At 33.5% G+C, this 22,048-nt stretch carries 23 protein-coding genes; 9 read left to right on the top strand and 14 right to left on the bottom strand.

The features are described 5' to 3' along the window. Positions 1-163: 163 nt before the first annotated feature. Complete coding sequence (locus ACY3JO_RS02455) at positions 164-658, top strand: ureidoglycolate lyase (protein ID WP_463085235.1); 495 nt, start codon at positions 164-166, stop codon at positions 656-658. 70 nt (positions 659-728) lie between these two features. On the opposite strand, the gene ACY3JO_RS02450 is transcribed toward ACY3JO_RS02455, so the two are convergent. From ACY3JO_RS02450 to ACY3JO_RS02430, 5 genes are all read right to left on the bottom strand, one after another. Then, complete coding sequence (locus tag ACY3JO_RS02450) at positions 729-1,667, bottom strand: substrate-binding domain-containing protein (RefSeq protein WP_463085234.1); 939 nt, start codon at positions 1,665-1,667, stop codon at positions 729-731. 67 nt (positions 1,668-1,734) lie between these two features. Next, a complete protein-coding gene (locus ACY3JO_RS02445; protein ID WP_463085233.1) occupies positions 1,735-2,721 on the bottom strand; it encodes an ABC transporter permease in 987 nt (328 codons plus the stop codon). Then, on the bottom strand, positions 2,722-4,224 hold the full coding sequence (locus ACY3JO_RS02440; RefSeq protein ID WP_463085232.1) for a sugar ABC transporter ATP-binding protein: 1,503 nt from the start codon (positions 4,222-4,224) through the stop codon (positions 2,722-2,724). A 51-nt stretch (positions 4,225-4,275) separates the two neighbouring features. Beyond that, entirely contained in the window at positions 4,276-6,096 is a 1,821-nt protein-coding gene (locus ACY3JO_RS02435; RefSeq protein ID WP_463085231.1) for an L-fucose isomerase, read from the bottom strand. A 23-nt stretch (positions 6,097-6,119) separates the two neighbouring features. Further along, positions 6,120-7,142, bottom strand: a complete 1,023-nt coding sequence (locus ACY3JO_RS02430) for a LacI family DNA-binding transcriptional regulator (protein ID WP_463085230.1) — start codon at positions 7,140-7,142, stop codon at positions 6,120-6,122. A gap of 374 nt (positions 7,143-7,516) precedes the next feature. Here ACY3JO_RS02430 and ACY3JO_RS02425 point away from each other — a divergent pair, with 374 nt between their 5' ends. The 4 genes from ACY3JO_RS02425 to ACY3JO_RS02410 all read left to right on the top strand — a co-directional run bounded on the left by ACY3JO_RS02425 (position 7,517) and on the right by ACY3JO_RS02410 (position 10,669). Continuing rightward, positions 7,517-8,293, top strand: coding sequence for a DeoR/GlpR family DNA-binding transcription regulator (locus ACY3JO_RS02425; RefSeq protein ID WP_463085229.1), 777 nt, complete (start codon positions 7,517-7,519; stop codon positions 8,291-8,293). A 64-nt stretch (positions 8,294-8,357) separates the two neighbouring features. After that, positions 8,358-9,122 (top strand): enoyl-ACP reductase FabI, encoded by a 765-nt coding sequence (locus ACY3JO_RS02420; RefSeq protein WP_463085228.1) that lies wholly within the window; start codon positions 8,358-8,360, stop codon positions 9,120-9,122. A gap of 18 nt (positions 9,123-9,140) precedes the next feature. Next, a complete protein-coding gene (locus ACY3JO_RS02415; RefSeq protein WP_463085227.1) occupies positions 9,141-10,214 on the top strand; it encodes an NAD(P)H-dependent flavin oxidoreductase in 1,074 nt (357 codons plus the stop codon). Then, positions 10,211-10,669, top strand: coding sequence for a peroxiredoxin (locus ACY3JO_RS02410; protein WP_463085226.1), 459 nt, complete (start codon positions 10,211-10,213; stop codon positions 10,667-10,669). The genes ACY3JO_RS02415 and ACY3JO_RS02410 overlap by 4 nt, the downstream gene beginning before the upstream one ends. Before the next feature lie 2 nt (positions 10,670-10,671). On the opposite strand, the gene ACY3JO_RS02405 is transcribed toward ACY3JO_RS02410, so the two are convergent. Next, entirely contained in the window at positions 10,672-11,565 is an 894-nt protein-coding gene (locus tag ACY3JO_RS02405; protein WP_463085225.1) for a fumarylacetoacetate hydrolase family protein, read from the bottom strand. A 326-nt stretch (positions 11,566-11,891) separates the two neighbouring features. Here ACY3JO_RS02405 and ACY3JO_RS02400 point away from each other — a divergent pair, with 326 nt between their 5' ends. The 4 genes from ACY3JO_RS02400 to ACY3JO_RS02385 all read left to right on the top strand — a co-directional run bounded on the left by ACY3JO_RS02400 (position 11,892) and on the right by ACY3JO_RS02385 (position 14,442). Then, on the top strand, positions 11,892-12,173 hold the full coding sequence (locus ACY3JO_RS02400; RefSeq protein WP_463085224.1) for an RNA recognition motif domain-containing protein: 282 nt from the start codon (positions 11,892-11,894) through the stop codon (positions 12,171-12,173). 115 nt (positions 12,174-12,288) lie between these two features. After that, positions 12,289-13,212: an LCP family protein gene (locus ACY3JO_RS02395; RefSeq protein ID WP_463085223.1), complete on the top strand. Its 924-nt coding sequence runs from the start codon at positions 12,289-12,291 to the stop codon at positions 13,210-13,212. After that, a complete protein-coding gene (rsfS, locus tag ACY3JO_RS02390; RefSeq protein ID WP_463085222.1) occupies positions 13,212-13,562 on the top strand; it encodes a ribosome silencing factor in 351 nt (116 codons plus the stop codon). The genes ACY3JO_RS02395 and rsfS overlap by 1 nt, the downstream gene beginning before the upstream one ends. 13 nt (positions 13,563-13,575) lie before the next feature. Further along, complete coding sequence (locus ACY3JO_RS02385) at positions 13,576-14,442, top strand: Clp1/GlmU family protein (protein WP_463085221.1); 867 nt, start codon at positions 13,576-13,578, stop codon at positions 14,440-14,442. Between the two features lie 36 nt (positions 14,443-14,478). Here the strand turns inward: ACY3JO_RS02385 and lpdA are convergent, their stop codons facing one another. The 8 genes from lpdA to ACY3JO_RS02345 form a co-directional block, all read right to left on the bottom strand. Continuing rightward, positions 14,479-15,870, bottom strand: a complete 1,392-nt coding sequence (gene lpdA / locus ACY3JO_RS02380; RefSeq protein WP_463085220.1) for a dihydrolipoyl dehydrogenase — start codon at positions 15,868-15,870, stop codon at positions 14,479-14,481. 14 nt (positions 15,871-15,884) lie between these two features. Further along, positions 15,885-16,163, bottom strand: coding sequence for a sulfurtransferase complex subunit TusB (gene tusB / locus ACY3JO_RS02375; RefSeq protein ID WP_463085219.1), 279 nt, complete (start codon positions 16,161-16,163; stop codon positions 15,885-15,887). 15 nt (positions 16,164-16,178) lie between these two features. After that, positions 16,179-16,538 (bottom strand): DsrE family protein, encoded by a 360-nt coding sequence (locus ACY3JO_RS02370; RefSeq protein WP_463085218.1) that lies wholly within the window; start codon positions 16,536-16,538, stop codon positions 16,179-16,181. Between the two features lie 11 nt (positions 16,539-16,549). Next, complete coding sequence (locus ACY3JO_RS02365) at positions 16,550-16,903, bottom strand: DsrE/DsrF/TusD sulfur relay family protein (RefSeq protein ID WP_463083167.1); 354 nt, start codon at positions 16,901-16,903, stop codon at positions 16,550-16,552. Positions 16,904-16,925: 22 nt separating this feature from the next. After that, positions 16,926-17,918, bottom strand: a complete 993-nt coding sequence (tsuA, locus tag ACY3JO_RS02360; RefSeq protein ID WP_463085217.1) for a thiosulfate transporter TsuA — start codon at positions 17,916-17,918, stop codon at positions 16,926-16,928. Positions 17,919-17,936: 18 nt separating this feature from the next. After that, the gene (locus ACY3JO_RS02355; RefSeq protein ID WP_463085216.1) at positions 17,937-18,173 is read right to left on the bottom strand and encodes a sulfurtransferase TusA family protein; all 237 of its coding nucleotides are present in this window, start codon (positions 18,171-18,173) and stop codon (positions 17,937-17,939) included. Between the two features lie 258 nt (positions 18,174-18,431). Then, positions 18,432-19,604 carry a DUF3887 domain-containing protein gene (locus tag ACY3JO_RS02350; protein ID WP_463085215.1) on the bottom strand — a complete coding sequence of 391 codons (1,173 nt, stop codon included), beginning with the start codon at positions 19,602-19,604 and terminating at the stop codon, positions 18,432-18,434. A gap of 88 nt (positions 19,605-19,692) precedes the next feature. Next, positions 19,693-21,957, bottom strand: coding sequence for a glycoside hydrolase family 3 C-terminal domain-containing protein (locus tag ACY3JO_RS02345; protein ID WP_463085214.1), 2,265 nt, complete (start codon positions 21,955-21,957; stop codon positions 19,693-19,695). Positions 21,958-22,048 lie beyond the last annotated feature (91 nt).

Here is a 22,048-nt window from a genome sequence, read left to right as displayed (position 1 = left end):
ATAAAACTTTCAACATAAAGGATATATTTTCATTAAAAAGAGAAAGACAAAAACATTAAGATGGTTTATCTATAAAGTTTTATACTCATTGACACAATAAAATAAAAATGATAGAAAATAAAAATAAATTAAAGTATATAAAACTCATTTTGGGGAGGAAAAAATGGAGATTAAAGTTAAATATCCTAATCAGGAAAATTTTATAAAATTTGGGACCTTAATAGTTCCTCCTTTTAATAATCCTCCTGCAGTAAAATCAGAAGTCTTTAACTACTATCATAATATCGCTGATATTTCATCTCTTGGAAGCGAGGGATGTTTAGGATATTTGGAGATAAAAAGAGATTTTAATAGAGCTTTTATCCTGGAAAAAATAGAAAGACATAACCAATCCTCAGAAGCTTTTATTCCTATATTGGGGGTTGGAATAATTTGTCTTGCTCCTGCAACTCCTGGGAAAAACATGCCTGATTTAAATTACATAGAGGCTTTCTGGATAGATGGCACAGTATCTTTTGTCCTTAATGAGGGAGTATGGCACTGGTTACCTTATCCTATTACACCTGAGTTAAGATTCATTTTAGTATTGAAAAAACCAACTATTGAAAAAGATATTGAAATTTTAGATTTGCCTAATAAAATAAAAATAAATATCTAAAAAAAGATAGTAATAATAAAAGGGGAAGGCCAAAAGCCTTCCCCTTTTATTATTTACCTTTTTCTATCTCCTACTCGTAGAGACACTCTCTTATCTTAGGATCATCAATATTTGTCTTATCATACCAGTAGAATCCACTGTCTATGAATTTTGGTAACTTTTCACCCTTAATTGCTTTTACAGCAGCCTCAACAGCCATATAGCCCATTCCAACTGGATTTTGAGTTATAGCACCCTTCATCAATCCAGACTTAATTGCTTCTATCTGCAGTTTTCCAGAATCATATCCTATAACAACTATCTTTCCAACTTTATTCATCTCCCTAACTGCATTAATAACTCCGATAGCTGATCCTTCGTTTGCTCCAAATATACCCTTTAACCTTGGGTGAGCTTGAATGATAGCTTTTGTTAAATCTGTAGATTTAAGATGATCACCACCACCATATTGAATATCAACTATTTTTATCAATGGATATTTTTGTTTTATTCTGTTCACAAATCCATCTCTTCTATCAATTCCTGTCCTACTTGTTTGATCATGTACTACTAAAGCCACTTCTCCAGTTCTTCCTATAAATTCTGCCATTTTATCTGCAGCATAACCAGCAGCCTTTATATTATCTGTTGCAACCGTTGTTACAGGAATATCACTATCTACTCCAGAGTCAAATCCAATTACAGGAATACCCATTTGACGTGCTTTCTCAAGATATGGTATAACTGCTTTACTATCAAGAGCTGCAATACAAAGAGCTGCAGGTTTCTTAGCAAGAGCTGCTTGAAGCATTTCAATCTGTTTATCTACCATTGCTTCAGATTCTGGACCTTCAAAGGTTATTGTTACGCCCAAATCTTTTGCTGCTTTTTCGGCGCCACTCTTTACTGCTTGCCAGAATTGATGCTGGAATCCTTTAGAGACCATAGCAATGTAGGGTCTTTGAGCTGATGTAATGGAAAGCCCAATAAGGAAAATGAACATTAAGGATACGATTAGGAAGCGCTTCATTTTCTAAACCTCCCCCTTAAAGTATTTTTTATAATATTTGCCTTTTTGGCAAATATTACCCAGATTATCATATCTCTCTGATCCTTCTCATCATATCAAGATAAACAGCACCAATAACTATAATTCCACTTACTACAATCTGCCATTCTTGAGGTACAGAAAGGATTCTTAGACCATTAGTTAGAGTACTCATAATTAATGCACCTATGACTGTTCCTATTATAGAACCCTCACCACCTCTTAATGATGTGCCTCCTATTACTACAGCTGCTATAGCGTCCAACTCATATCCTTGACCTAAAGCTGGCTGAGCAGAGTTTAATCTTGAGGCCATTATAACGCCAGCTATGCCCACAAAAGTTCCACACAAGGAATATATTATTATCTTCCATTTATCAACATTTAATCCCGATAATCTTGCTGCATCTTCATTGCTTCCTATAGCAAAGGTATATCTTCCAAGAGCGGTTCTGTTGAGAAGAATATTCGCAATAACTATGAAAAGGATAAACCACAAAATTGCATTAGGAAATTCACCAATATCTGGTATTATTTTTCCTAAAATAGATCCCATAGCAATCTTATTAAATATAGGAGCATCCATAAAGTAAATTGGCTTACAACCTGATATAACTAAGGCCAGACCTTTTGCTATCATCATCATACCCAGGGTTGCAATAAAAGGAGGTAATTTCATTTTTGATATAACAAATCCATTAATAAAACCAGCTAAGGTACCTGTTAATATTCCTCCTAAAACACCAATAAATACTGGTAGTTTCCAAAAAGCTATAAAAACGCCACTCATCACAGAGGATATAGTCATAACAGTACCTATAGAAAGGTCAATACCACCTGTTATAATAACAAAGGTTACACCAAGAGCAAGAAGACCATTTACACAAGTAGCAAGCAAAATTGCAACCACATTTTCATAAGTCAAAAAATTAGGTGAAGCAATTGAGAAAAACGTAAAAAGCAAAAAGAGACTTGCAAACATTAAAATTTGTCTTAGTCCACTCTTAGAGAAAAGAGCTGATAATTTATTAACCATTTAAATTAAAACCTCCTTTTGGTCTTCATACATGGTAGCATATTTCAATATTTTCTCCTCAGTGGCTTCTTCAACATTCAGAATCCCTGTTATTCTGCCTTCACACATAACCGCAATTCTATGACTCATTCTTAATATTTCAGGAAGCTCTGAGGAGATCATTATAATTGATTTTCCTTCTTTTATTAATTCATTCATAAGCTTATATATTTCATTTTTCGCCCCCACATCTATACCTCTCGTAGGTTCATCAAAGATGAGTATGTCACAATTTCTTAAAAGCCATTTTGCAACTACAACCTTTTGTTGATTTCCTCCAGATAAATTCATAACCTTTTGTCTAATAGATGGCGTCCTTATCTTTAACCTCTGAACATATTCATTTGAAACTTTCTCTGCCTTTTTATCATCAACAAAACCTAATGCTTTCAAAAATTCACTCATGGAAGGCAAAATTATATTTGTCTTCACGTCCAAATTGGGCATTAAACCATATCTTTTCCTATCCTCAGATAGATATCCAATACCGTGCTTTATAGCATCCCATGGATTTTTAATATTAACCTTTTTAGATTTTACATATATTTCTCCGAAATCGATGGGATCAGCACCAAATATTGCTCTTGCTAACTCTGTCCTTCCAGCCCCTATTAATCCTGCAAATCCTAAGATTTCCCCTTTTCTTAACTCAAAATTAATATTTTTTAATATCTTTCCTCTTTTTAAGTTTCTAACAGCTAAGACAACTTCAGACCCTTCCTCTACCTCTTTTTCTCTAAGAGTCTCATAAATCTCTCTACCCACCATCATGCTTATAATCTTATCAATGGTCACATTTTCTATGTTCTCTGTTCCTATATATTGTCCATCTCTCATGACAGTTACTCTATCAGCTATTTGTTTTAATTCTTCCAATCTATGGGAAATATAAATTATCCCTATTCCTTGAGATTTTAATTTTCTTATGATACTAAATAATTCTTCTGTTTCCGCTTCACTTAAAGCAGCTGTTGGCTCATCAAAAATTATTACCTCTGAATTAAATGATAAGGCTTTAGCAATTTCAACCATTTGCTGTTTACCAACAGTTAATTCTGAAACTTTTACTTTTGGATCCACTTTTAAATGAAGCATATCTAAAAGTTCTTTTGTTCTTTTATTGATCTCGTCATCATCTAAGAATATTGGTATATTTTTCTTTTTTGGTTCTCTACCTATAAAAATATTTTGAGCTACTGTGAGATGAGGCATTAAATTTAATTCTTGGAAAACCATACTTATACCCATATCTTGTGCAAACCGAGGGTTAAGGATATCTACCTCTTTCCCTTTATAAATAATTCTTCCCGAATCTTTTCTATAAGCGCCAACTAATATCTTCATTAATGTAGACTTTCCCGCTCCATTTTCTCCAACCAATGCATGTACCTCGCCACGTTTCAGCTCAAAATAAGCATCCTTTAAAGCTTGGACTCCTGGGAAACTCTTATTTATATTTTCCATTAAGACTAAGGTTTCAGTATTTATAGTTTCATCCCCCTTATTTAAAATTTATTATCCTCTTACTTTTTTATAGAGTGGTCCAAAGTTTAAACAAGCTCTATAATCAGCTCCTTCTAAATCTTGAGTACCAAACATAGACCAAGCACTTGGTCTAAATATTCTATCTTCCTCCACATTATGCATACAAACAGGAATCCTTAAAATGGATGCAAGGGTTATTAAAAGATCACCCACATGCCCATAAGTAATAGCACAGTGATTTGCACCCCAATTTTCCATTACTGAGTAAACACTTTTAAAGGCACCCTTTCCAGTAAGCTTAGGGACAAACCATGTAGTTGGCCAAGTTGGATCTGTTCTTTTATCAAGAATATCATGAACATGGGGAGGAAGTTCCACTGTGTAACCCTCTGCAATCTGCAAAACAGGGCCAAGCCCCTTAACTATATTTAATCTACTTATAGTTACTGGCATACCCCCTCTTGTAGTAAAGTCCGTAGAAAAACCACCACCTCTAAAATATCCAAGGTTAGCATAACAGAATTTAGTGGCATTAATACATTTCAAAACTTCCTCATCAGTTATTTCCCAGAATGGCTTTATAGCTGGTTTTCCGTCTATTTCTTGTTCTCCTGTACCATCAAGAGCAGCAGGTCCAGAATTTATTAAGTGAATTACTCCGTTTTGGGCTAAACCTTCAGGCTTCCATCCTGTAACCCTATATATTGCTTCAGGACTCCAATAAGTTCTAACATCAGCAAAAATTTGAGCAGTGTTAGTTAGAAGATGACCAAATAACATACACACTCCATTGAGACTATCATTCTCTGTTGCCAATATATAAGGTTGTCTTAATCCATTCCAATCAAAAGATGAATTTAAAATAGCCTCTGGAAAATCACCATTTGGGAAATGATCTGTCCATTGTCTTTGCCCTTGAAATCCAGCTACAATAGCATTATGTCCTAAACTTTCCTCAGGATAACCAAGTTCTTCTAACTTTTTATTTCCAACCATTAAATCTCTGATTATTAACGTCATCTTCACTACAAATTCCCATACTTCCTGCTTTTTTTTCTCATTAACCCTTTTTTCAGGTGGATTAGGATCCTCCCCCTCTTTCAAATATTTTTTAACCCACTCCATTGCTCTGTTAAATTCTTCTTCATCATAAATCTTCCTTTCAATCCTACGAATTATTTCTGTCATATCTAAATACTCAACCCTCATCCCTAAATAATCCTCAAAGAAGTCAGGATCAACAATAGATCCTGCAATTCCCATAGATACACTACCTATAGAAAGATAAGACTTGTTTTTCATAATAGCTACTGCTAAAGCACTCTTTACAAACTTAATTATCTTTTCTTTTACATCAGAGGGGATAGTGTAATCATCTCTATCTTGAACATCTTTTCCATAAATCTTAAATACTGGAAGTCCTTTTTGATTGTGAGCAGCTGAAACTGCTGCAAGATAAACCGCTCCTGGTCTTTCTGTACCATTAAATCCCCAAACAGCCTTTGGGATATCAAGGTTCATATCCATTGTTTCTGCTCCATAACACCAACAAGGAGTAACAGTTATAGATAATCCTACTCCTTCTTTTCTAAATAGCTCATCTGCCATTCTTGCTTCTGCAACTCCTCCAATACACCTTTCTGGGATTACACATTTAACCTTTTCTCCATTAGGAAGATAAACATTATTTTCAATAAACTCTGCAACTGACTTTGCAAGATTCATAGTTTGATCTTCTAAAGTCTCTCTTACCCCCCCATATCTTCCATCTATAGTTGGACGAATTCCTACCTTAGGGTAATCCTCTATAAACCTTTTTTCACCAACTCTAATAGGAAATAATCTATTCATAGAAAATATCCTCCCCTCTTTAATTAATTCTTAGGTGGAGCTGTAGACTTTCTTATAATTAATTCAGGAGTCAATATAATCTCTCTTTTTTCTTGTATCTTATCTTTATTCTCTATTCTCCTTATTAAAAGTTCCGCAGCCAAAACTCCCATTGTATAGGCTGGCTGTTTTACTACAGTAAGAAAAGGATATACCTCAGACAAACTCTCAATGTCATCGAAAGAAACAAGAGAAATATCATCTGGAATTTCCAATCCTTTTTCTTTAATTGCTAACATAGCACCAATAGCCATTAAATTGTTACCCCCAAAAACAGCTGTTGGAGGATCTTTTATCTCTAATAACTCTTTTGTTAATCTATATCCATCTTCCTTAGAGAATTTAGACCTCTCACTAATTTTTATTAAACTATCATCAATAGGAATTTTTGCCTCGTTCAAAGCCTTTTTATATCCTTCTACTCTATCTCTTGCTGTAGAAATAAATGTACTTCCTACCACAATTCCTATTCTCTTGTGCCCTAATTCAATTAAATGTTTTGTTAACAAATACGCCCCATATACACTATCTCCTCTTACAATATCTAAGTCATTAACAGCTTCAATCGTTCTATCAATTAAGACTATAGGTATATTTTTAAGGAATAAAGATTTTAAGGGAGTTTTTTTCCCAGATGCAGAGGCATAGATAACACCATCTACTTTACTTTTAGCCAAAACTTCTACATACATTAATTCCTTTTCAGGATTTTCATCAGTACTACATATTATTACTGTGTAATGTTTAGAAATTGCAGTATCCTCTACGCCACGAGCAATTGTTGTAAAAAATGGGTTTGTTATATCAGAGATCACAAGTCCTAAAGTAGAAGTTTTATTTAATACTAAGCTTCTTGCAATAGAATTAGGAACATAGCCTAATTCTTCAATAGCTTTTAAGACCTTCTTTCGGGTACTTTCACTTACATTTTTACCCCCATTAATAACCCTTGAAACGGTCATTACTGATACTCCAGCCTTTTTAGCCACATCTTTAATAGTTACCAATCTTAGATCCCCCTATTTATTACTTTTATGTTAACGATAACATAATACTATAAAAATTGAAAAAGGTCAATAAGATTTTTTTAAAAAATTGAAAGTTAGCAAATCCCTGAATATAGCTTATTCAAAGCTATAATAAAGATAAATATTATTCTCCATAAAGCATTACTTAGATGGGATCTATGCATTCAAATACACAAAGATAAAATTATATAACTCTTGAACAAAAACTCTTTATAATTTTTTATAATTTATTCCAGAAAAATGTGGCTAAAGGTTAAGAAGAACCTGATAAGTGAAGGAATTTCCCCCTTTTTTGACAATCACCGAATTTTTATGTTATTATCCAAAAATAAAATAGATAGGTGATACAAACCATGCTTCCTGACGAAAGAAGATCTAAAATACTTGAACTATTAGAAAAAGAGAGAAGTATCAAGGTTAACGATCTTGTTAAATTATTCAATGTTACAGGAGCTACAATAAGAAGAGATTTGGAAGCCTTGGAAAAAGAGGGTTTCCTTAAAAGAACCCATGGTGGAGCAATACTACCTCATAGTTTTTCCTTTGAACCTCTTTTTACAACCAAAAAAAGACAAAACCTTAAAGAAAAAATGGCAATTGGGAAAAAGGCTGCAGAGATCATAAACGATGGTGAATCTATATTTATTGAAGCAGGGAGCACCACATTACAAATAGCAAAAAATATAAAAAATAAACATGATCTTACAGTGCTTACAAATTCAATAGAAGTTGCAAGAGAACTTTTGAACGCAAGAGGTGTAGAAGTAATATTAACAGGTGGTGTTCTAAGAAAAGAAACCATTGCTCTCATTGGTCCTTTAGCAGAAAGGGTTTTGAGAGAATTTAGGGTTGATAAGGTATTTTTAGGTATATCTGGAATTATACCTTCAAAAGGCATGTATACTGCAAGTATCGCTGAATCTCAAATTAAAAAATTAATTATAGAGATGGGAAGAGAGATAATAGGAGTTGCAGATCATAGTAAATTTGGAAAGGAATGTTTTTCTTTTGTAGCACCCACAAATGTTATGCATAAGATTATCATTGATGACAATGTTCCATCTCATTATATGGAAGAGCTTAAAAAAGAAGGAGTAGAAGTTATAACTGTACATCCTGAAGAAGAATAAACCTATAACACCTATTATGGTATAATTTTTTAAAATAAATCCTAAAAAGAAAGGAGTATATCTTATGTTGGAGGGGAAGAAGATTGCTGTTTTTAATGTAGCAAATAAGAAAAGTATTGCTTGGGCTATTTCTCAATCTATAATGAAATTTGGAGGAGAGGTTATTATTGGCTATCAAAATGAAAGATTAAGAGAAAATGTAGAAGAATTAATAGCTGACCTAAACCCAAAACCATTGCTTGTGGAATGTGATGTATCCAAAGATGAAAATATTGAGAAAGTAGCTGAGGAGATTGAGAAAAAAGTAGGTAAAATAGATGGATTTGTACATTCCATAGCTTATGCCCCATCCGACGCTCTAAAAAATCCCTTTATTGAAACCTCTAAAGAAGCTTTTTTAACTGCCATGGAAATAAGTGTATATTCCTTTGTGGCTATGACCAGAATATTCAAAAGAATATTAAATAAACCAGCCAGAATACTTACTCTGACCTATTATGGAGCTGAAAAAGTAGTTCCTAATTATAATGTGATGGGAGTTGCCAAAGCAGCATTAGAAGCTTCAGTAAGATACTTAGCCTATGATTTAGGAGAGGAAAATATAAGGGTAAATGCTATCTCTGCAGGACCATTAAGTACTTTGGCTGCAAGAGGTATAGCTAAATTTAGTGATATGCTTGAATATCACAGAGAAAAAGCACCTTTAAAAAGAAATATTGAACATAGAGAAGTAGGAGATTCCGCAGTTTTTCTTTTAAGTGATCTTGCATCTGGAATAACAGGAGAAGTGCTCTATGTAGATGCAGGATACAATATTATGGGTATATAAATTTTTAGGAGGAAATAAATGAAATTACCAGAACTTAGAATTGGGAATTTAGTAGCCAAAATACCAATAGTACAAGGAGGTATGGCTGTTGGAATATCTCTTTCAGGACTTGCATCAGCTGTAGCAGAAGCTGGAGGTATAGGTGTAATAGGTACAGCAGGCATTGGTATGGATGAGCCAGATTTTTTTGAAAATTTTATTGAGGCTAATATTAGAGCGTTAAGAAATGAAATTAGAAAATCAAAAGAAAAAACAAAGGGCATAATTGGAGTAAACATAATGGTAGCCCTTTCTAATTTTGCAGATATGGTAAGAACTTCAATTGAAGAAAAAGTAGATATTATTTTTTCAGGGGCAGGTCTTCCTTTAGACCTTCCTAAATATCTTATAAAAGGAGCAAAAACAAAATTAGTACCAATCATTTCCTCAGCAAGAGCGGCTAAAATCATTGCCAAAAGTTGGATTGAAAAATACAATTATGTACCTGACGCTTTTGTAGTAGAGGGACCATTAGCAGGAGGTCATTTAGGATTTAAGAAGGAAGAATTAGAAGACCCTAATGTAACCTTAGAGAACAGATTAAAAGAAGTATTAGATGAGGTAAAAATCTTAGAAGAAAAATATGATAAAGAAATTCCAGTAATTGCAGGTGGTGGTATATATGATGGAAAAGATATAGCAAAATTCATTAAATTAGGGGCGAGTGGCGTACAGATAGCTACAAGATTTGTAGCAACTTATGAATGTGATGCAGACGAAAAATTTAAACAAGAATACATAAGGGCTAAAAAAGAAGACATAGTTATTATAAAAAGTCCTGTAGGACTTCCTGGAAGAGCCATAAAAAATGATTTTTTAGATGCAGTTGAAAGGGGCGAAAAGAAACCATACAAATGTGTATTTCAATGCATAAGGACATGTGACTACAAAAATACTCCATATTGCATAGCCTTAGCATTACTAAATGCCAAAAAGGGAAACTTAAAAGCAGGATTTGCTTTTGCAGGAGCTAATGCTTATAGGGTCGACAAAATTGTAAGTGTAAAGGATCTTATGAAAGAATTGGTAGAGGAGACAGAAGAGAATTTATGAAAGCTATAGATTTTACATTAAAAGATCAAAATGGAAAAGATTGGTGTCTCTCAGACTTTAAGGGTAAATGGGTAGTACTATATTTTTATCCCAAAGATATGACATCAGGTTGTACAAAAGAAGCTGTGAATTTCTCAGAAAAGATCGAAGAATTCAATAAAAGGAATGTGGAAGTTGTGGGAATAAGCAAAGACTCTATAGAAAGTCACAAAAAGTTTGTAGAAAAATATAATTTAAAAATTACTCTACTTTCTGATCCAAATGTAGAGGTTATTAAACAATATGGGGCATGGGGAAAGAAGAAAATGTATGGTAAAGAGACAGAAGGCACAATAAGAAGCACTTTTATCATCTCTCCCGAGGGAGAGATTGTATATTCATGGAAAAATATAAAAGTAGATGGACACGTAGAAGAGGTACTCAGTAAATTAGACGAACTTATAGAAAAGAAATAACGCTATAATTTTTCTTCTACTACTTTATTCCTTAATACACCTACTTTTTCTACTAAACACTCCACCACATCTCCAGGATTTATAGGAGCAATACCTGAAGGTGTACCAGTAGCTATGATATCTCCAGCCTCTAAGGTTAGATGTTTGGAAATATAAGAAATAATTTGAGGAATTTTAAAGAGCATATTTTTAGTATTATTCTTTTGTCTTATCTCCCCATTTACCCTAAGTTCCATATTTAGGTTATGAGGTTCTTTTAAATCCTCTTTAAATACTAAATAGGGGCCTACAGGACAAAAAGTATCAAAACTTTTGGATCTAAACCAAGGATTAGTATTTTGAAAATCCTCTGCCTGCATGTCTCTGGCAGTAACGTCATTTACTATAGTATAGCCAAGAACATAATCAAAAGCATCCTCTTCTTTTATATATTTACCTCTCTTCTTTATTATCACTCCTAACTCTACTTCAGGATCTACCCTTGTAAGGAACGAGGGATAAACTATTTTATCCTCATGTCCAATAAGGGAAGATGGTGCTTTACTAAAAAAGACAGGCTCCTTAGGTATTTTATGCCCTAGCTCTTTCGCATGCTCAGAATAATTTCTGCCTAAGGCAAGAATTTTTTGAGGCTTTAATATGGGAGGAAGGTACTTAAATTTCTCTTCTGTAAGGGTATAAATAAAATTATGCTCAAGAATAAAATCAAACACTTTACTCAAATATTCACGAAGATCATCTATATAAAGAAGATCATCAATTTTATCCACATTCTTGGGAGTCTTTTCGTATATGGAGGAATATATATGGATAGCTTTAGAAAGATTTAACATTTTATCCTCATAAAAAAGGCCAACAAAATTTCTCTCTCCAGCCTTACAATTGGCTATCTTCATAAGCCTTCCTCCTTTTTTTATCTAAAACTTGAAGATAATTATATCATATACTTTACATTTATAAATTTATATGGTATAGTTAATCCTACAATTAAGGTTATCTATATGTTTAGGTTTTTGAGAAACAAAGACAAAAGTGAAAGAAAATGCTTGAGAATCCTTTGGACCCACCAAATGAATTCTCAAGCATTTTTATTTTCCAGAAAGAGAGGTGAAGTGTACCGAGCAGTATCCTATTTGTTCCAAGTTCTCAGGGGTTCTGGAAATGCTCCCGTAAAAAGCTTTCCCAATTTAAAAAATCTAAAAACTTTCCATGAGGTGAAAAAATGAGTAAGACTTTGTATGTTGGTAATTTACCTTGGTCTACAACAGAAGAAGAGCTAAAATCTATATTCTCAAATCACGGTACTGTGTATTCTGCAAGAATTATATCTGACAGAAATACAGGAAGATCTAAGGGATTTGGGTTTGTTGAAGTAGATGAGAATTCTGCTGCAAAAATGATAGCTGAACTTAACAACACAGAAGTAAAGGGAAGAAAAATTGTTGTTAATGAAGCAAAACCAAGGGAAGAAAGACCACGCGAAAGAAGAAATCGTGGTCAATAGTTTAGACTAATCTAAAATATTAAAATAAAAAGACCCCTCCTTTTGGAGGGGTCTTTTATTAGGTATATAATAACATTAATAAAAGAAGTAAGGATTGGAGGTAAGAGATATATATATGAAGAAGTGGAAAATATTTGCAATAGGAATTCTAATACTCCTATTAGTACTTATAGCAGTAGGAGTTGGTGGATATTATTACATCCAAGGAAGTTATAACTATACTCCTACCAAAAATTATCCTTCTTTGGATAAAGTAGACCTCTTAGATGTAGCTTTAAATCATGTGGATAAAATAAATGTGGTTCTGCTCGGTGTAGATGAAAGAAAAGATGATCCTGGAAGATCAGACACCATAATGATTTCTTCCTTAGATCTTAAAAATAAAAAGGTATATATACTATCTATTCCAAGAGATACAAGAGTAAATATACCTAATTATGGATATACAAAGATTAATCATGCCTATGCCTATGGAGGAATTGATCTATCTCTAAAAACCATTGAAGAATTTACCGGTATTCCTATACATTACTATGTAAAGGTAAACTTTCATCAATTTGAAAAGTTTATAGATGCCATAGGCGGTGTAGATATAGAAGTAGAAAAAAGGATGTATTATAGGGATAAAACAGATAAATTCCTTGTAGATCTTTATCCTGGTCTTCATCATTTAAATGGTAAAGAGGCTTTAGGATATGTGAGATTTAGACATGATTTAATGGGAGACTTAGGAAGAATAGAAAGACAACAAAAATTTTTAAAAGCCTTATTTAAACAAGCAAAAGAGAAGGTAAACCTTATCAATCTTCCCTATTACATATCACTTGCTGGCTCTATTCTTTCCACCAATATCTCCCTTATGGAGAGTTTAGTGATAGCAAGTAAGTTCTTGGATATAACTGAAGAAGATATTCATACTTTTCTAATGCCTGGAACTCCAGAAAATATTAATGGAATAAGTTATGTAATTCCAGATAGGAAAAAGTTAGATGAAATATTAAATCAATATTTTAGAGTTAATAACAAAAAGGAGGGGTGATGAATTTCTTGGAAAGCAGAGAAAAAGCCTTAAGAGTTGCTCAGATTGTATTGGAGAAAAAGGGAGAGAATATAGTAATTATTGATGTCTCAAAAGCATTAGGTATAACCGATTTTATAATAATATGCACAGGTACTACTCCACTTCAAAGAAAAGCAATTCAGAGAACTATAGAAGAAGAAATGGAAAAACTTGGATTTACACCAAGAGGAGTAGAAGGAAGAGAAGGTACTGGATGGACCCTTCTTGATTACTACGATTTCATAGTTCATATTTTCTCTCCCAGAGCAAGAGAGTTTTATGGTCTTGAGGAACTTTACCAGAATCTACCGAAAATAACAGAATTTTAGAATAAGAGACTAAATGCTTCATATCCCTATAGAATGGGAAGAGACCACAAGAGAGATCCTAAATGAGAAAGGTACTATTCTTGTCTTAGGACTCACAAATGCTGGTAAAAGTACATTTGTAAAATATCTTGCAGATTTGGGAATTCAGAATGGATTAAAAGTAGCAGTAATTAATTCCGATTTAGGACAAGCAGATATTGGTTTACCAGGTACTATTTCTCTTATCTATCCAGAAGGGGAAATATCAAGCTCAGAAAATATATTTGTAAATAGTTGGTGCTTTGTAGGAGAAATTACTCCTGTAGGAAAATTTTTACAAGTAATAACAGGAGTAAGAAAGCTTCTTGATGAAGCAAAAGAAAAAGCAGATTTGATAATTATAAATACCTGTGGCCTTGTACAAGGAAGATTAGGAAAAATTTTAAAATACTACAAAACCTCTCTTATTAATCCAGATTTTATTGTAGGAATATACTTTTTAAATGAATTAGATACATTATTAAAAATTATAGGAAGATTTGCCAAAAAGGTTTATAAAGTACCAAGAAGTCCATATGCAAGAGAAAGAGGGCCAGAAGAAAGAAAAGAATTCAGAGAAAAAAGATATGAGAAATATTTTCAAGATAGCAAAATCTTAGTTTTTCCTCTTTTCTTAGTTTACTCCATAGATAAATATGTGGATTTCACAAAAGAAGATTATAGAGAAAGGTTGGTAGGTCTTTTAGATAAAAGGGAGAAATTACTTTCCTTAGGAATTGTGGAGAACATAGATCTGGAAAAAAGAATCATATATATATTTACACCCTTAAAAAATCCTCAAGAAGTAAAAAGAATTGAAATTGGAGGAATAAAACTTAAAATTATTAAAAAAACACAATAAATGAGGAAGGCTTTTTGCCTTCCTCATTATATTTTCTTATCTTCTTAAAGCAATATGTAGTACACTTCCTAAAGGTACCTTTACTGCCTCCATAATAGCTTCTGGAAGAGTAGGGTGGGTATGTATAGTATCTGCCACATCATCAAGGGTAAGATTGTTCTTGATAGCAAGAGCAAGTTCTGCTATCATTACAGAGGCTTCTGGACCCACTATTTGAGCTCCTATAAGTACCTTATCCTCTTTTCTTGCAACTACCTTTACAAGTCCATCAGTAGCATTCATGGTAACTGCCTTACCATTAGCAGTAAATGGAAATTCTCCTACTAGTACTTCCATACCTTGTTTCTTTGCCTCTTCCTCAGTTAAACCACAAACTGCAATTTCTGGAGTAGAGAATATAGCCCATGGTAGTACTCTATAATCCATTTTCTTTTCTTCCCCTGCAATAATCTCAGCTACTACTTCTCCTTCCTTCATGGCCTTATGAGCAAGTAAAAGACCACCTATTACATCTCCAATAGCATATATATTATCCACATTTGTTCTCAGAAATTCATCTACTACTATTCTACCTTTTTCAGTATTTATTCCCACATTTTCAAGACCTATATTATCGGAATTTAATTTTCTTCCAATAGAGACAAGCACTTTCTCACTTTCTATAGTTTCTCCTGTGGATAAAGTAGAATATACTTTACCATCCTTAACCTCTATATTCTCTATTTTTGCTCCTGTCTTGATCTCAATTCCTTTTTTATTTAAAATTCTTTGTAGAAGAGTAGCAATCTTCCTATCCTTCAAAGTAGGTACCACTTGAGGCATCATTTCCACAATAGTTACTTTGGTATCAAAAGCATTATAAAAGTTTGCAAACTCTATACCAATAGCCCCTGCCCCTACAATGAGTATATCCTTAGGGATTTCTCTTAATCTTAAAGCATCATCGGATGTGAGCACATTTACCCCATCAATCTTAAAAGATGGAATTATAGCAGGCTCCGATCCTGTAGCAATAACAATATTATCTCCTTTAATTAATTCTTTCCCTTCCTTTGTTTCTACTTCTACTGTAGTATTATCAAGAATTTTCCCCTTTCCTTTTTTTAAAGTAATCTTTCTTGCCTTGAATAGGTATTCTATACCTGTTACTAATTTCTTAACTACATTTTCTTTCCAACCATATATTCCATTCACATCATATCCAAAAGAATCAACCTTTATTCCAAATATATGTCCTTCCTTAATACTGCTATAAATCTCTGCACTCTTTAAAAGAGCTTTTGTAGGTATACAACCTCTATTTAAGCAAGTTCCTCCTAAATCTCTTTCTTCTATCACACACACTTTCTTTCCTAAATCTGCTGCTCTAATTGCTCCTACATAACCTCCAGATCCTCCACCTAAAAAAATTACATCATACTTTTCCATTTACTTGGGCCTCCTTAAGATATAATCAATTCGTTCTTTTCAATTAATTCTACCCAACCATTATAATCTATACAACCATATATGCTATCTTCTTCCCTATATCCCCTGGCTTCTAAGTCTTCCTTTAATGTATACACAGAAACACCATCTTTTAAATATTCTTTACTCTTTTCATTTATAGCCCAAAATATCCCATCTTGCACTAAAATAACAATATCTCCTGGCTTTGTAATTTCCCACATCCTTTTGCTTATATTTTCAACAGGACTTTTCTTAATTACTATAAGTGCCATTTTTTACCACCTCATTTAGAAGAAAATTACTCTATCAAAGGAATGTATAAAATCAGAAAGATTATCCTTTGAAATGATATTTGCCTTCCATTTAGGTTCCAGATCTTCTTCCTTTATCTTTCTACTCTCCAAATCTTCCTTCACTACATATACAGGAGTTCCATATCTCTCCAAATATTTAAAAGAGAGAGAAAGAGAAAGACATCCAAGATTCTCAGGGTGAGTATTTTTGTTGATTGCAACCACCGCATCTTCCATCAATAAAATAGAAGGCTCTAAATCTTCACCATACATACCAAAAGCACTACGAAGAGCTTCGTTTACCCAAATAGATCCTCCCGGACTTTGATATACGACAAATAAAACTTTTTTCATTTCTATTCCTCCTACGGCATCAAATTTATATATCTATCTGCATTAAAAATTAAAGATGCCATTTCAGGAACTCCAGAAAATTTAGGCCCTTCAACAGTATTCTCAGAAGATAAACCTCTATAATCAGCACACAATCCACAAATATGAATCTCTACCCCTTTTTCTGACAATTCTTTCATCTTTAAAGGAATATTTCTATCTACTCTTAGAGGTTTCACTTTTGAATTTACAGAAAGAACTGAATCAGCAAAAAGAAATATGGATACTTTATGCCCTCTATTCAAAGCTGCCTCTGCTAAATGGATTGCTGTATCTAAATCTTCATATGTATAGGGAGGAACATTTACTTGTATGGCAATATGCATAGTATTTTATTCACCTCACTTATTATTTCCTTTGAAATAGATACCAATACATAAACCAATTTCCTAAAACAAAGAAAATAGTAGCCAAAATAGAACCTAAAGCAAGATGAGGAAGACCAGAAAGGACATGACCTATATTACACCCTGCAGCAACTCCTGCTCCAAATCCCATTAAAATACCACCCACTATAACCTGAACATAAGTCTTGGGATCTTTTGGAACCCTTAATTTGAACTCCTTATAAGCTAAAGCAGATATAAATGCTCCAATAATTATACCGAGAACTTCCATTCCTATCCAGTTATAGCTTGTTTCCGTTGTTGTTGCCCTTAACAAATTGATCCATCCCCCAGTAATACCTAAGGCATATGTCTTTTGAGAAAGGTAACCAATGATTCCTACTATTCCAAGAGCTATACCTCCTGTAATATAATTAAGCCCTGTAGTTTGTCTCTCAGTAGTCTTGGTACCCCATATATAGATAGCTAAAATAATTGCCCAAATTATAGCTATAATCCACGGATTAATCCCCAAAAGAGTTGCAAGAGTAGGATTTACCTTTCCATCTACCGCATTATATATACCTGGATTTTGTAAGTTAACAGTTATGGGCTTACCAACCCATGAATTCACAAAATTTAATTTTCCTCCTCTTACAGCAGAAGCTGTTATTCCAAAGGAAAGACCTGCTAATATAGAGGTTATATAACCCTCTCCAATTCTATATGTAACACCACTTGCACAACCACCAGCCAGTACCATTCCCATTCCAAATAAGAATCCACCTACAATCTGAGCAAGTGGGATAAAGGGTAAAGGATTAAGTTTAATAAATCCTAAGGAAGCTACCAAATGAAATCCTATAGTTTCTACTAATATAGCTAATGCTGCCATTTTAAGTAGATAATTATCCTTACTAAATTTAACATCTCTAAAAGCAGAATTAAAACACATTCTTGATCTCTGTAAAACAACGCCAAAAAGTATTCCTACTAAAAGCCCTTGCCAAATCATAAATCTTACAACCCCCTTCTATAGTTTTTTAATAAGAATTCTCCATTCACTGGGACCTATCTCTTCAATTGCAAGAACTTCCCCTCCAACCTCTTTTACCCCTTGAGGAATTCTTTCCTTTGAAAGAGCGTAATCGATAAGTACTTCAAGAACCTCTCCAGATTGCATCGTCTTTAACTTTTTCTTTGTTTCCACATCTGGTACAGGACAAACTTCTCCTCTGACATCCAAGGTATAATTAGGTTTTACATCCATTCTAAAATTCCTCCTTTAATATTGTTAAAAATTTAACAATACATATATTACAACAAAAATTGTAGCATTTCAATAATATAATAATTTTTAAACCTCACAAATTCTATAGAAATATACATTTATTTTTGATCTTTTATCCACAAAGCTATATCTTTAATTACATATTCTGGTATGTTACCTACCTTGTTATATTCATCTGGCGTACTCTTTCCCGTACCTTCCATGAATAAGTGATTTAATTTAGGATATAACTTTAATTTAATATTCTCTATTGTTAGATAATATGCTCCAACCTTCAAAGTCTTTTATAGTTACTTGATAATCCCTTTCTCCTTGTATAATTAAGGCAGAAATATTTAATTCAGAAAGAGTTTTAACTGGATCATAATTTTTTAAATCCAAAAAGTATTTAACAGGAGCACCTAGTATATTCATGGATAAAGAGTATTTTGTTGCTAATTCTGGATCCTCTAATTTTTCAACTTCCTTTTTTATTAATTCAAGTTGTTCCTTCTCCTTCTCATCTATTTTGCCATCTAAATTAGCAATATAATTAATTTGCTCCCATATTAAATCTTCTAATAGTCTTGTAGGTCCTGCCATGATAATAATTCCCTTTACATCCTTACTTAGACTTGCTATCCTTGGTGCAAGCATTCCTCCTAAACTATGTCCTAAAATAAATATCTTTGACTTATCAATTTCTTCTTGAGTCTTAACAAACTCTATGGCATAAAGAACATCTACTATCACTTCTTCCATTACTGTGAAACCATCTTCATACTTAGAAAATTCTTGAGGATATATCTTTGCTCTTTTATCATATCTTAAAGTGGCAATCCCAAAACTTGAAAGCCCCCATGCTAAATCCCTAAATATCTTATTAGGTCCTACTGTCTCATCCATATCATTTGGACCACTTCCATGGACAAATATGACTACTGGGAATGGCCCTTTTCCCTTTGGTATAGTAAGCTTTACAGCGAGAACAAAATCTTTACCAATTTTTAAATCCTTTTCTTCAAAAGCCTCAAGATTTACATATGGTGGAGTGTTAAAGCTTTTTATTTGGGCAGGTAAAAAGAATAAACCAACAATATTTTTATTTAGAAAAACCATCTTAATATCTATATAAGCATTAGAAAATTTTGTTGTTAAGTATACAATTTTATAATTTCCAGATTCTTCAGTTCTTTCCTCAATTATCCCCTCATAACTTCCCACTCCCTTTATTAGACTCTCCCATATCTCTTTCAACTTGGAAGAAGAAATAACAGCAGATACTGAAGAATAAAAATATCCTACCGCCTTTTCATAATCACCTTGAGACATAAGATATACAAAATCCTTGGCTATGGATATCTCTTCTTGGGCCAAGGTAATAGTTATAAGAGTAATGAAAGAAAGAATAAGGATAATATATCTTCTCATAAAATACTTTCCCCCTATAAAATTATACGTTCAATAATCTATCATACTCCTTATAATTTTTCCCCTCTCCCCCCAAATACTCCTCTAATCAGCTATTAAGTTCCTCTACTAATTTATAAAAAAGTTTTTCTACATCTTCTGGATCTGCCCCTCTTCTTACATAATAGAATATCATCCTTCTCAAACAATCATTTCTTAAATAATTTTCTGGCCTATTTATCGCAGTTATATATGACGGTATAGAAAATCTGTTTTCAAGTTCCAATAAAAATTTTTGAAGTTTTTCCCATGCCACAGGATCATCTAAGATATCACCAATGGTAGAATTAATATGATAATTTCTCTTAATTTGTTTTGTAGATTTCACAAATACTTTATCCTTGAGTACTATATCCCTGGATGATCTTCCTATTAGTATCTCAAACTCTCCTGTCTCTACATACCAATCCTTTATCTCTACGTTATAGTAGGCAAAGGCCCTCTTATCAAGCTCAAAAGTAACCTCTTTTTCTTCCTTTGGCTCAAGCTCTACCTTTACAAATCCTTTTAGTTCTTTATCTGGCCTTATTACACTACTTTTTACATCCCTTACATAAAGCTGTACTATCTCTTTACCTTTCATCTCTCCTGTATTCTTTACCTTTACCCTTACCTTCAATATCTCTTTATCAGTCATCTCTTTCTTGTCTAAAATCAGATCTGAATATTCAAAGGTGGTATAAGAAAGGCCATGTCCAAAGGGAAAGAGTACTTCCATCTCCTTCTTGTCATAGTATCTGTATCCTACAAAGATTCCTTCTCTATATTCTGATCTGTCTCCTTCCCCTGGGAAAAAGAGATAGGATGGATTGTCACTTAGTTTCTTTGGGAAGGTTTCAGGTAGCTTTCCTGATGGACTTACAACCCCAAAAATTACATCTGCCACTGCTCCTCCCCAGGCTTGTCCTCCTCTGTATGTCTCAAGTATTGCCTTTACCTTATCTACCCATGGCATCTCTACTGGTGCTCCATTGCTGAGTACTACTACTACATTTTCGTTTATCTTTGCTATTTCCTCTATTAATCTGTTGTGATTCTCGGGCATCTTCATGTGAGGCCTGTCAAATCCTTCCGATTCATATCTTTCAGGAAGTCCTGCAAAGATTATTACTACATCTGATTTCTTTGCTACCTCTTTTGCTTCTTCCATGAGGTTCTCATCTACTTCATCAGTCTCTATCTTGTATCCATCTGCATAAAGTATCTCTGCTTTTTCTTCTACAAGCTTTTTGATCTCTTCTACTGCGTCATCTACCATGGTTGGATTTACATGAGCACTTCCTCCTCCTTGTATTTGAGGTTTCCTTGCAAAGGCTCCTATTAAACCTATCCTTCCTTCTTTCTTTAATGGTAAGATCTTTTCTTCGTTCTTAAGAAGGACAAAACATTCTCTTGCTATTTCTCTTGCTATTCTGTGATGGGCTTCTTTGTCATATGTGGCATTCTCTTTTTTATTATCTATAGCCTTGAAGACAATGTTTAGTATTCTTTCTACTGCTTTGTCTAAAAGCTCTTCTTTTATTTCTCCTTTCTTTACTGCTTCTATGATCTTTTTGTCTCCCCAACCCCCATCACAAGGCATCTGTAAATCAAGTCCTGCTGATAGTCCTTTTACTCTGTCATTTACAGCTCCCCAGTCTGATACTACAAATCCTTCAAATCCCCATTCTTCTCTTAATACCTTTGTTAAAAGAAATTCATTTTCAGAGGCATATACTCCATTTACTCGGTTGTAAGAGCACATTACTGTCCATGGTTTTGCCTCTTTTACTGCTTTCTCAAAACTGGCTAAGTATATCTCTCTTAATGTTCTTTCATCTATCTCTGCACTTACTGTAAGTCTTCTATGTTCTTGGTTGTTAGCTGTAAAATGTTTTATAGATGTTCCTACTCCTTCACTTTGTACTCCTTTTATAAAGTGTTTGGCCATCTCAGATGAGAGAAGAGGGTCTTCAGAATAGTATTCAAAGTTTCTTCCACAAAGGGGAGATCTTTTTATGTTTACTCCAGGTCCAAGTAGAATTTGTACGTTTTCTGCCTGGCATTCTTCTCCAATAGCTTTTCCTACTCTCTCAATTAGATCCCTATCCCAAGAGGCAGAAAGGCATGATGCTGGTGGAAAACAGGTGGCAGGTACAGTCTTGCTGAACATGGTCTCTTCTTTTCTAAGTCCATGGGGACCATCAGACATTCTTATTGATGGTATGCCAAGTCTTTCGATGGGTTTTGTGTGCCAGAAATCAAGACCGGAGCATAAAGAAGCTTTTTCTTCAAGAGTCATCTGTGAGATAAGTTTTTTTATATCCCTCTCCATTTAATATACCTCCTTATTAATAATCTTCCTTGGGATATTAAACTTTTACACTTCCAACCCTCTAAGAGTGTTTGTTAAATTAAATACTTTG

The sequence above is a fragment of the Dictyoglomus sp. LHC4 genome (assembly GCF_055181355.1).
Note: the sequence above shows the minus strand (reverse complement) of the source record. Positions and strands in the feature narration are given on the sequence as shown.

Bases quoted from the DNA above. Each gene is read 5' to 3' on its own strand.
- ACY3JO_RS02455 (WP_463085235.1), top strand. From the start codon at position 164: ATGGAGATTAAAGTTAAATATCCTAATCAGGAAAATTTTATAAAATTT.
- ACY3JO_RS02450 (WP_463085234.1), bottom strand. From the start codon at position 1,667: ATGAAGCGCTTCCTAATCGTATCCTTAATGTTCATTTTCCTTATTGGG.
- ACY3JO_RS02445 (WP_463085233.1), bottom strand. From the start codon at position 2,721: ATGGTTAATAAATTATCAGCTCTTTTCTCTAAGAGTGGACTAAGACAA.
- ACY3JO_RS02440 (WP_463085232.1), bottom strand. From the start codon at position 4,224: ATGGAAAATATAAATAAGAGTTTCCCAGGAGTCCAAGCTTTAAAGGAT.
- ACY3JO_RS02435 (WP_463085231.1), bottom strand. From the start codon at position 6,096: ATGAATAGATTATTTCCTATTAGAGTTGGTGAAAAAAGGTTTATAGAG.
- ACY3JO_RS02425 (WP_463085229.1), top strand. From the start codon at position 7,517: ATGCTTCCTGACGAAAGAAGATCTAAAATACTTGAACTATTAGAAAAA.
- ACY3JO_RS02420 (WP_463085228.1), top strand. From the start codon at position 8,358: ATGTTGGAGGGGAAGAAGATTGCTGTTTTTAATGTAGCAAATAAGAAA.
- ACY3JO_RS02415 (WP_463085227.1), top strand. From the start codon at position 9,141: ATGAAATTACCAGAACTTAGAATTGGGAATTTAGTAGCCAAAATACCA.
- ACY3JO_RS02410 (WP_463085226.1), top strand. From the start codon at position 10,211: ATGAAAGCTATAGATTTTACATTAAAAGATCAAAATGGAAAAGATTGG.
- ACY3JO_RS02405 (WP_463085225.1), bottom strand. From the start codon at position 11,565: ATGAAGATAGCCAATTGTAAGGCTGGAGAGAGAAATTTTGTTGGCCTT.
- ACY3JO_RS02400 (WP_463085224.1), top strand. From the start codon at position 11,892: ATGAGTAAGACTTTGTATGTTGGTAATTTACCTTGGTCTACAACAGAA.
- ACY3JO_RS02395 (WP_463085223.1), top strand. From the start codon at position 12,289: ATGAAGAAGTGGAAAATATTTGCAATAGGAATTCTAATACTCCTATTA.
- rsfS (WP_463085222.1), top strand. From the start codon at position 13,212: ATGAATTTCTTGGAAAGCAGAGAAAAAGCCTTAAGAGTTGCTCAGATT.
- ACY3JO_RS02385 (WP_463085221.1), top strand. From the start codon at position 13,576: ATGCTTCATATCCCTATAGAATGGGAAGAGACCACAAGAGAGATCCTA.
- lpdA (WP_463085220.1), bottom strand. From the start codon at position 15,870: ATGGAAAAGTATGATGTAATTTTTTTAGGTGGAGGATCTGGAGGTTAT.
- tusB (WP_463085219.1), bottom strand. From the start codon at position 16,163: ATGGCACTTATAGTAATTAAGAAAAGTCCTGTTGAAAATATAAGCAAA.
- ACY3JO_RS02370 (WP_463085218.1), bottom strand. From the start codon at position 16,538: ATGAAAAAAGTTTTATTTGTCGTATATCAAAGTCCGGGAGGATCTATT.
- ACY3JO_RS02365 (WP_463083167.1), bottom strand. From the start codon at position 16,903: ATGCATATTGCCATACAAGTAAATGTTCCTCCCTATACATATGAAGAT.
- tsuA (WP_463085217.1), bottom strand. From the start codon at position 17,918: ATGATTTGGCAAGGGCTTTTAGTAGGAATACTTTTTGGCGTTGTTTTA.
- ACY3JO_RS02355 (WP_463085216.1), bottom strand. From the start codon at position 18,173: ATGGATGTAAAACCTAATTATACCTTGGATGTCAGAGGAGAAGTTTGT.
- ACY3JO_RS02350 (WP_463085215.1), bottom strand. From the start codon at position 19,604: ATGAGAAGATATATTATCCTTATTCTTTCTTTCATTACTCTTATAACT.
- ACY3JO_RS02345 (WP_463085214.1), bottom strand. From the start codon at position 21,957: ATGGAGAGGGATATAAAAAAACTTATCTCACAGATGACTCTTGAAGAA.